Origin of the sequence: Pseudomonas sp. RW407, assembly GCF_003176655.1 — a bacterium.
Classification (GTDB): Bacteria; Pseudomonadota; Gammaproteobacteria; order Pseudomonadales; family Pseudomonadaceae; genus Pseudomonas; species Pseudomonas delhiensis.
On record NZ_QGSL01000106.1, the window covers coordinates 1,278,743 to 1,287,268 of the forward strand.

General features: G+C 69.8%; 8 protein-coding genes. 3 read left to right on the top strand and 5 right to left on the bottom strand.

Going from position 1 to position 8,526, the window contains the following annotated elements:
- Positions 1-153: 153 nt before the first annotated feature.
- The 4 genes from DK254_RS22465 to DK254_RS22480 all read right to left on the bottom strand — a co-directional run bounded on the left by DK254_RS22465 (position 154) and on the right by DK254_RS22480 (position 5,520).
- Positions 154-1,482: an LLM class flavin-dependent oxidoreductase gene (locus DK254_RS22465; protein WP_109935818.1), complete on the bottom strand. Its 1,329-nt coding sequence runs from the start codon at positions 1,480-1,482 to the stop codon at positions 154-156.
- Positions 1,483-1,489: 7 nt separating this feature from the next.
- Positions 1,490-3,820, bottom strand: coding sequence for a TonB-dependent receptor (locus DK254_RS22470; protein ID WP_109935545.1), 2,331 nt, complete (start codon positions 3,818-3,820; stop codon positions 1,490-1,492).
- Between the two features lie 146 nt (positions 3,821-3,966).
- The gene (locus tag DK254_RS22475) at positions 3,967-5,019 is read right to left on the bottom strand and encodes an AraC family transcriptional regulator (RefSeq protein WP_109935546.1); all 1,053 of its coding nucleotides are present in this window, start codon (positions 5,017-5,019) and stop codon (positions 3,967-3,969) included.
- 192 nt (positions 5,020-5,211) lie between these two features.
- Positions 5,212-5,520: a hypothetical protein gene (locus tag DK254_RS22480; RefSeq protein WP_109935547.1), complete on the bottom strand. Its 309-nt coding sequence runs from the start codon at positions 5,518-5,520 to the stop codon at positions 5,212-5,214.
- Between DK254_RS22480 and DK254_RS22485 the strand changes: the two genes are divergently transcribed.
- Genes DK254_RS22485 through DK254_RS22495 form a run of 3 tightly spaced genes read left to right on the top strand, consistent with a single transcriptional unit; the run spans position 5,510 to position 7,109 of the window.
- The gene (locus DK254_RS22485; RefSeq protein WP_109935548.1) at positions 5,510-5,905 is read left to right on the top strand and encodes a hypothetical protein; all 396 of its coding nucleotides are present in this window, start codon (positions 5,510-5,512) and stop codon (positions 5,903-5,905) included. The two genes, DK254_RS22480 and DK254_RS22485, sit on opposite strands and share 11 nt — an antisense overlap.
- A 35-nt stretch (positions 5,906-5,940) precedes the next feature.
- Positions 5,941-6,426 (top strand): prolyl-tRNA synthetase associated domain-containing protein, encoded by a 486-nt coding sequence (locus tag DK254_RS22490; protein WP_109935549.1) that lies wholly within the window; start codon positions 5,941-5,943, stop codon positions 6,424-6,426.
- Positions 6,427-6,470: 44 nt separating this feature from the next.
- A complete protein-coding gene (locus tag DK254_RS22495) occupies positions 6,471-7,109 on the top strand; it encodes a glutathione S-transferase family protein (protein WP_109935550.1) in 639 nt (212 codons plus the stop codon).
- 37 nt (positions 7,110-7,146) lie between these two features.
- Here the strand turns inward: DK254_RS22495 and DK254_RS22500 are convergent, their stop codons facing one another.
- A complete protein-coding gene (locus DK254_RS22500) occupies positions 7,147-8,493 on the bottom strand; it encodes a chloride channel protein (protein ID WP_109935551.1) in 1,347 nt (448 codons plus the stop codon).
- Between the last annotated feature and the right edge of the window lie 33 nt (positions 8,494-8,526).

Here is an 8,526-nt window from a genome sequence, read left to right on the forward strand (position 1 = left end):
ATCCCAAAACCAGAGCAAGAGCCGCTTTTGCTCTTCGTAGGAGCGAGCTTGCTCGCGAACCTGGCTTCCCGCGTTCGCGATAGTTCGTAGGGCGGATAACGCCTACGGCGTTATCCGCCGTCATCCTCGGATAACCGCGAACGGTTATTCGCCCTACTCAGCATGCGCCATGCCGCGCCCGGGCCTACGCAGGCCCAGGTGCTCGCGCAGCGTGCGGCCCTGGTACTCGCGGCGGAACAGCCCGCGCCTCTGCAGTTCCGGCACCACCAGTTCGACGAAATGGTCCAGGCCATCCGGCAGCAGCGGCGGCATGATGTTGAAGCCGTCGGCGGCGCCGCTGGTGAACCATTGCTCCAGGTGGTCGGCGATCTGCCTGGGGCCGCCGACCAGCGTGCAGTGGCCGCGGGCGCCGGCGACCTTCAGGTAGAGCTGGCGGATGCTCAGGTTCTCGCGCCGGGCCAGGTCGATGAACAGCGCCTGGCGGCTCTTCATGGCGTTGCTCGGCGGCAGCTCCGGCAGCGGGCCGTCCAGCGGGTAGGCGGAAAGGTCCAGGCCGCCGGCCATGCCGGAGAGCAGGGCGAGGCCCAGCTGGGGCTCGATCAGGTCCTGCAGCTCGGCGTAGAGGTCTTCGGCCTCGGCCTGGGTGCGGCCGAGCACCGGCGACAGGCCGGGCATGATCTTCAGCTCGTCCGGCTCGCGGCCGTAGCGGGCCAGGCGGGACTTGAGGTCGGCGTAGAAGGCCTGGGCGTCCTGCAGCGTCTGCTGCGCGGTGAACACCACCTCGGCGGTGCGCGCGGCCAGTTCCTTGCCGGGCTCGGAGGAGCCGGCCTGCACCAGCACCGGGTGGCCCTGGGGCGGGCGCGGCTGGTTCAGCGGGCCGCGCACGCGGTAGTGCTCGCCCCGGTGGTCGGCGATGTGCAGCTTCGCCGGGTCGAAGTAGCGGCCGCTGGCCTTGTCGCGCAGGAAGGCGTCGTCGGTGAAGCTGTCCCACAGGCCCAGGGCCACGTCGATGTATTCCTCGGCCTGGGCGTAGCGCTCGGCGTGGTCGAAGTGCTGGTCGCGGCCGAAGTTGTGCGCTTCCTGGTCGGTGGCCGAGGTCACCAGGTTCCAGCCGGCGCGGCCGCCGGACAGGTGGTCCAGGGAGGCGAAGCGGCGGGCCAGCAGGTAGGGTGCGTTGTAGGCGGTGGAGACGGTGGCGATCAGGCCGATGCGCTCGGTGGCCGAGGCCAGGGCGGCGAGCAGCATCAGCGGGTCGAGCACCTCGGCGTGGGTGGTGTGGCTGGCCAGTTCGGGCGTGCCCAGCAGGGCCAGGTTGTCGGCGAAGAAGATGGCGTCGAACAGGCCGCGTTCGGCGGTCTGCGCCAGGCGCCTGAAGTGCGCGAAATCGAGCGCGCCGGCGGGGGCCCGGGGGTGGCGCCAGGCGGCCAGGTGGTGGCCGCTGCCCATGAGGAAGGCGCCGAGGCGCATCTGTGCTTGGCTCATGTTCACCTCAGAAGTCGTAGCGCAGGGTCACGCCGGCCATCCGGCGCTGCCCGGGGTAGCCCACGTAGAGGCCGTTGGAGGAGGCGATGACCGCCTGGTAGAACTCCTTGTCGAAGGCGTTCTTCACCCACAGCGAGCCATCCAGCAGGCCGTCGCCGACCTCGTGGCGCAGGCCCACGGAGAAGTTGGCGATGCCGTAGCCGGGGATCTTCGACAGGTCGGAATTGTCCAGGGTGCCCTCGGCCTCGGAGCGGTACGCATAGCTGGCGGTGACGTAGGGCTCGAAGCGGTCGGCCAGCTGCCACTTGTATTCGCCGTTGAGGTTGGCGATCCATTTCGAGGCGCCCATCACCCGCTCGCCGCTGAGGTCGCAGGTGGCCGGGGCGCCGGGCTGGGCGCTGACCTCGGCGGGGCAGGGGGCGTCCTTGAACGACAGGTAGCTGACGTCGTTGTAGGAGCCGTTGAAGTTCAGCGTCAGGCCGCGGACCGGCAAGGCCGTGGCCTCGAACTCCAGGCCGCGCGAGCGCAGCTTGCCGGCGTTGGCCAGCACCTGGAAGCCGGTGACCGAACCCGCCGGCTGGTAGTAGGTGGTGGCCTGGTAGCCGTGGATGCCGGTCCAGAACAGGTTGGCGTTTAGCAGCAGGCGGCGGTCGAACAGCGTGCTCTTCAGGCCCAGCTCGGCGTCGTTGGCGCGCTCCGGGCCCACCAGCAGAGAGTCCGCCCCGGCGCTGGGGGCGCTGCCCACCGTGAGGTTCACCCCGCCGGATTTCTCGCCGTGGGACAGCGAGGCGTAGCCCAGCAGGTTGTCGTCGAACTTGTAGCTCAGGCTCAGCAGCGCCGAAGGCGCGGCGTTGTGCAGGCTGAGGTCGCCGGAGTCGTAGGCGCCGGCCTGGCTTGCGCGCACCGCCGCCGGCAGGCCGCCGACCGCAGCGCCGCCTTCGGGTGCGTAGCGTTGCACCCGTGCCTGCTTCTCCTCGTAGGTGCCGCGCAGGCCGGCGGTGAAGTCGAACCTGTCGGTGAGGTGCCAGGTGCCCTGGGCGAACAGCGCGTAGCTCTCGGTTTCGATCCTACCCTTGCTGGTGCTGCTGACGTTGTTCAGTGCATTGAGGTTGGCGCCGATCAGGTTGAGGTCGGCCAGCGGTCCCAGGTCGACGAAGTAGCGGTTGTTCAGGTCCTGCTTGAAGGCATAGGCGCCCAGCACGTAGTCGAAGGCGCCGCCGGTGGGCGAGGCCAGGCGGATTTCCTGGGAGAACTGGCGGTCGTGGATCTCGTAGCCGAGGTCGCGGATCACCGGCACCTCCAGCTCGTCGGAGTCGTTGGCCGGGTTGAAGTGCCAGTAGCGGTAGGCGCTGATGGAGGTCAGGGTGTAGCCGCCGCCTAGTTTCCAGTTGGCCTCGAGCGAGGAGGCGTTCTGGTGCACGCTGACGTTCTGCCGGCCGTCGATGTTGGACTTGCCCAGCACCGGGTGCGCGCCGACCAGGCTGGCGCGTTTCCAGAACAGGTCGGAGGCGCCGTAGATCACGCCGCTGCCCTGGCTGGAATTCTCGCTGTTGTACTCGTTGATCCAGCGCAGGCTGAAGTCGTCGTTTGGCTGGAACAGCAACTGGCCGCGCGCGCCCTCGCGCTCGCCGCCCAGCAGGGTGCGGTGGTCGGCGAGGTTGTTCAGGTAGCCGTCGTCGCGGCTGCGGTACACCGACAGGCGTCCGGCCAGGGTGTCGGTCAGCGGCCCGGAGAAAGTGCCCTTGCCCTGGAAGTAGCCGTTCTCGCCCCCGGAGGCCTCGACGCTGCTTTCCGCGGTGAAAGTCGGCTTGCGGGTGCTGATGTTGAGCACGCCGGCGGTGGTGTTCTTGCCGAACAGGGTGCCCTGCGGGCCGCGCAGCAGGTCGAGCTGCTCGATGTCCATCAGGTCGAACACCGCCATGCCCGGGCGGCCCAGGTAGACGTTGTCCAGGTAGATGCCGGCGGAACCTTCCAGGCCGTCGCTGGCCGGGTTGTTGCCGATGCCGCGCACGGCCAGGCTGGACTGGCGTGCATGGATGTAGGCGACGTTGACGCTGGGCAGCGCCTGCTGCAGGTCCTGGATCTTGTAGATGCGCTGCTTCTCCAGGCTTTCGCCGGCGACCGTGGTGATCGGCGTGGGCACGTCCTGGGCGTTTTCCTCGCGGCGCCGGGCGGTGACCGTGACCTTCTGCAGGGTATCCGCCTGCGCTTGCGGCTCGGTTTCGGCGGCTGTGTCCTCATCGGCCGCCTGGGCGGCGCCGGCGGCCAGCAGCAGCGCCAGGGCCAACGGATGCAACGCCAGGCCCGCCCGGGCGGCGTGGGAAAGGGTCTTGCTCATGGCTTGTCCTTGCAGCAGAGCCGTGGCACGCACGGCGGGTTTCGGCTTGACGGGGGCTCATGCCCCTCTGGTTGCCGATGCTAGGCGCGCCGGGCGCGCAAGGACGGGCTTTTGCGGACAATCCATGGTCCGTTGCGGACAGCGCCTCACACCGCCAGCGCCAGGACCGATGTCCGCGGCGCCGGCGACGGGACGGCGCCCTGGCCGAGTTCGCGCTGGCGCCACTGCCCCGGGCTCTGCCCGGTCCAGCGGCGGAAGGCGCGGTTGAAGCTGCTGGGCTCGTTGAAGCCCAGGCGGTAGCAGACCTCGCTGACCGAGCAGCGGGATTGCCGCAGGTAGTCGAAGGCCAGCCGCCGCCGGGTGTCCTCCAGCAGTTCGCTGAAGCTGGTGGCGTGGCGCAGCAGGTGGCGGTGCAGGTTGCGCACGCTCATGCCCAGCTCTTCGGCCACCAGCGCCTGCTGTACCTCGCCACGCGGCATCTGGCGGATGATCGACTGCCGCACCTGCTCCGGCAGGTCGTGCCGTGCCAGGCGTTCGAGGTAGTCGCTGAGGCTGCCGTCGAGGGTGCGCGCCAGCTCGCTGTTGCCGCTGCGCAGGGGCACCTCCAGCAGGCGCGGGTCATAGTCCACGGCGTTGTGCTCGGCGCCGAAGCGCAACGGGAAGCCGAACAGGTGCTCCCAGCGCTGGGCATCCGCCGGGCAGGCGCGCGCCAGGTGTACGCGGCGCACCACCCCCAAGCCCCAGATCGGCGCGGCATGGCGCAGCCCGGAAGCCAGCAGGGCCTCGGTGGCCATCTGCTCGACCTGCACGCCGGCGATGCGCCGGTAGACCAGGCGGCAGGCCTCCGGCGTACGCTCCAGGCTGACCTGGCCGGAGGTGCTGACCACCGACGAGAAACGCACCACCCGTTGCAGCGCCTCGCCCACGGTGGGGCTGCTCTGCAGGGCGAACAACAGGCCATGGAAATCGGTGGGCAGGCTGTGCGCCGCCACCTGCAGGCCGAAGCTGGCATCGCCGGTGGTGCGCTCCACCGCCCGCCACAGGGCGCTCATGCGCGCCAGGGGAATGCGCAGGTTGGCATCCTGCAGCTGCGCCAGGTCTATCCCGGCACTGCGCAGCAACGGCCGCGGATCGTGCCCGCTGGCCTGCAGCGCGCGGGCGATGACCTGGGCCCAGGTGGCGATGGTGTCGGCATGCATGTCATGGCCCTCCGCAGTGGCTCAAGGGGCGCCTCTGGCGTGGGCTCGGCGGGGAAGGGCGCGAGACCTCGCGAAGGCCCGCGGTCGAGCCGAAGGCGGCATGATTGGGGATTTCGACTAGGTCATAAAGGAATTATTTATCCGTACTAGATAACTTTACGATCTAAATGGGTGTCGCCTGCCAGCCCGGAGTCAAGCGGCCCGCCGAGCCAGGACCTGTTCGACGAAGGCCAGGATCGCCGCGTTCATCTGCCCCAGCCCCGGTTCCTCCAGGGGATAGTGCCCGGCGTTGTCCAGCAGCCGGGTGGTGACCTGGATGCGCCGCAGGCGCTTGAGGAAGGGCTCGCTGAGGCCGAGCGGGGTCCAGCGGTCCTCGGCGGGTTGCGTCAGCAGCACCGGGCAGACGTCGAAGTCTTCCGGGGCCAGCGCCGGGACGTAGCCCAGGTACGAGCTGAGGAAGCGCAGGCTCGCCCACCTGGCCAGCCTGCAGATGGCGCGCATCGGGGCGCTGATAGTCGGCATGCGCTGGCCGGCCGGCGGCGACTGGAAAGGGGCGATCGGCCAGGTCATCCGCGCTGTCGCCGCCTACTACAATGCCCATCCCGCGGCTGGCGCCCTGCTCATGCGCGGCAATTTCACGCCGATCGACCGCAAGGCCCACGAAGAGAAGGATGCGATGATCGGCAATCTGCTGCGCGAGCGCCTGCACACCCTGGGCGTGCTCGGCGACCTGCCGCGGCAGCCGGACGCGGCGACCCTCGCGGTGGAGATCGCCTTCGCCTGCATGAAGTACGGCTACATGGCCGAGGGGCATATCAGCGAGGCGATCTGCGCCGAGGCGGAGCAGGCCATGGTCGCCTACCTGTCGCGCTGGGAGGCGCCCTAGCCACTACGGAAACCGACCACTCAGGAGCTGGAGACATGCGAGAGGACGAGCTGTATGCACTGCTGGACAAGCTGGAGATCGCCTTCGAGCGGGTCGAACACCCGGCCTTCGGCACCATCGCCGAGTTCCACGCGGCGGGCATCGAATTCCCCGGGCAGAACGTCAAGTGCCTGTTCCTGCGCAACCGCAAGGGCAGCCGCCACTACCTGCTGATCCTCGACGAACTCAAGAGCGCTGACCTGGCCGCCCTGGCGAGCCAGCTCGGCGAGACGCGACTGTCCTTCGCCTCCGAGGAGCGGCTGATGGCGATGCTGGGGCTGACGCCCGGCTCGGTCACGCCCTTCGCCCTGGCCGACGACCGCGAACAGCGCATCACCGTGCTGCTCGACGACGGCATCCGCCAGGACGACCTGGTCGGCTTCCACCCGCTGGTCAATTCGCAGACCCTGTGCATCCGCTACGCGGACCTGCTCAGGTACCTGGCCCACACGGGGCACACGCCGGTCCGGGTGACGCTCTGAGCGCAGGGGCTATAGTGGGCAGGACCTACCCATGGAGGTGTCCCATGGCCGAGCTGATACTCACCACCTTCGACTGGGTCCCCCAGATGCCGCGCGGCTTCGTGCGTGACCTGCGCGTGCGCTGGGCGCTGGAGGAGGCCGGCTTGCCCTACCGCGTGGAGGGCGTGCCGTTCCGCGACCGCGGCCCGGTGCATTTTCTGCACCAGCCCTTCGGGCAGGTGCCCTGGCTCACCGACGGTGAACTCTCGATCTTCGAGAGCGGCGCTATCCTGCTGCACTTGGGCGAACGCAGCGAGGCGCTGATGCCTAGCGACCCGCGCGGCCGCGCCGAGGTCAGCCAGTGGCTGTTCGCGGCGCTCAACTCGGTGGAAATGGCGGTGTTGCCCTGGGCGCTCTTCCTGTTCCTCGGAGACACCAGCGAAACGCCCGGGCACAAGCTGCTGCACGACTTCGTCCAGGCCCGGCTGCGGCACATGGACGGGGTGCTGGAAAACCGCGAATGGCTGGCCGGGGCCTTCTCCATCGCCGACATCCTCATGGCCGACGTGCTGCGCCTGGTCGAGCACTTCGATGGGCTGCAGACCTACCCGGCCTGCAGCGCCTACGTCGCCCGCGCCATGGCCCGGCCGGCATTCCGCAAGGCGCATGCGGACCAGATGGCGCATTTCGCCGCGGCGGATTGAGCGGGGCCGGCGTCAGCCCTGCACGCATTGAGCCGGGTCAGCAAGGCCCCGACACCGGCGCCAACTTGTCCAGAATCTGCCGCGCCAGGGCGTGGTACAGCGAGACCGGTGCGATCCAGCCGGAGACGGTGGCGGCCATGACCGTGGCCGCCAGCATGGGGATGAGCAGGTCGGGGCTGTGGGAGAGTTCCAGGACGATCACCGAGGCGGTCAGCGGCGAGCGCGTCACCCCGGCGAGGTAGGCGCCCATGCCCAGCAGCGCGCAGGTCTGCGGGTTGACGTCAGGCAACTGGGCCAGCAGCGGGGCGAAGGCCGCGCCTATGCTCAGCGAGGGCGAGAACAGGCCGCCGGGGATGCCGGCGAGGTAGGACACCACGTTGGCCAGGAACTTCCACAGCAGGAAGCTCTGCTCGGTCATCGGCTGGCCCTCCAGCAGGGCGCGGGTCTCCTCGTAGCCGGTGCCGAACACGTGGTTGCCCGAGGCCAGCCCCAGCAGCGCCAGCAGCAGCCCGCAGGCGCCGGCGAAGCGCACCGGGAAGCGCTCGCGCAGGCGGCACATGCGGCCCAGCCAGCCGGCCCGGGTGGGCAGCACCAACTTGACGTAGAGCCCGCCCAGCAGGCCGCCGAGCAGTGCGCAGGCCGGCACCTCGCTCCAGCCCCAGCCCGCCGGCAGGCTGCCGCCGATCTCGCCGAAGTAGGAGTAGTGGCCCATCAGCCCGAGAGTGACGGCACCGCCGATCAGCACCGCGGTCAGCACCAGGCCGCTGAAGCGCTGCTCGAAGGTTCGGCTGAGCTCCTCGATGGCGAACACGATGCCGGCCAGCGGCGTGTTGAAGGCCGCGGCGATGCCGGCCGCGCCGCCGGCGAGGATCAGCCCGGCGATGGTGCGCCGGCCGTGCAGCCCCAGGCGCCGGCCGAAGGCGTAGATGACCGCGGCGCCGACGTGCACCGTGGGCCCTTCGCGGCCCACCGAGCCGCCCACCAGCAGCGCGCCCAGGGTGAAGACCATGCGCACGGCGGCCACCGGCAGCGCCAGCACCTGGGCGCGGAAACGCCGCGAAGGCGACTCCAGCGCGGCGATTACCTGGGGAATGCCGCTGCCCTTGGCCTCGACGAACCAGCGCTGGGTGACCCAGGCCAGCAGGGCGAAACCCGCGGGGGTGACCAGCAGCGGCAGCCAGGGGGCGACGCCGAGCATGCGCTTGAACAGGGCGAAGGACTGGTCCGCCAGCCAGGCGAAGGCCAGCGCCACCAGGCCCACCAGCAGCGCGCCGACCCAGAACGCCAGGCGCTGTCGCCATTCCAGCCAGCGGGGCCGGCGGAAGCGCCGGGGGCGGGCAGGGGAGGCTTGTTCTGCGTTGGCTGGGCTGGGTTGCTCGGACATCGACGGGGCCTGGATCGGGGGCAAGCGCCGATT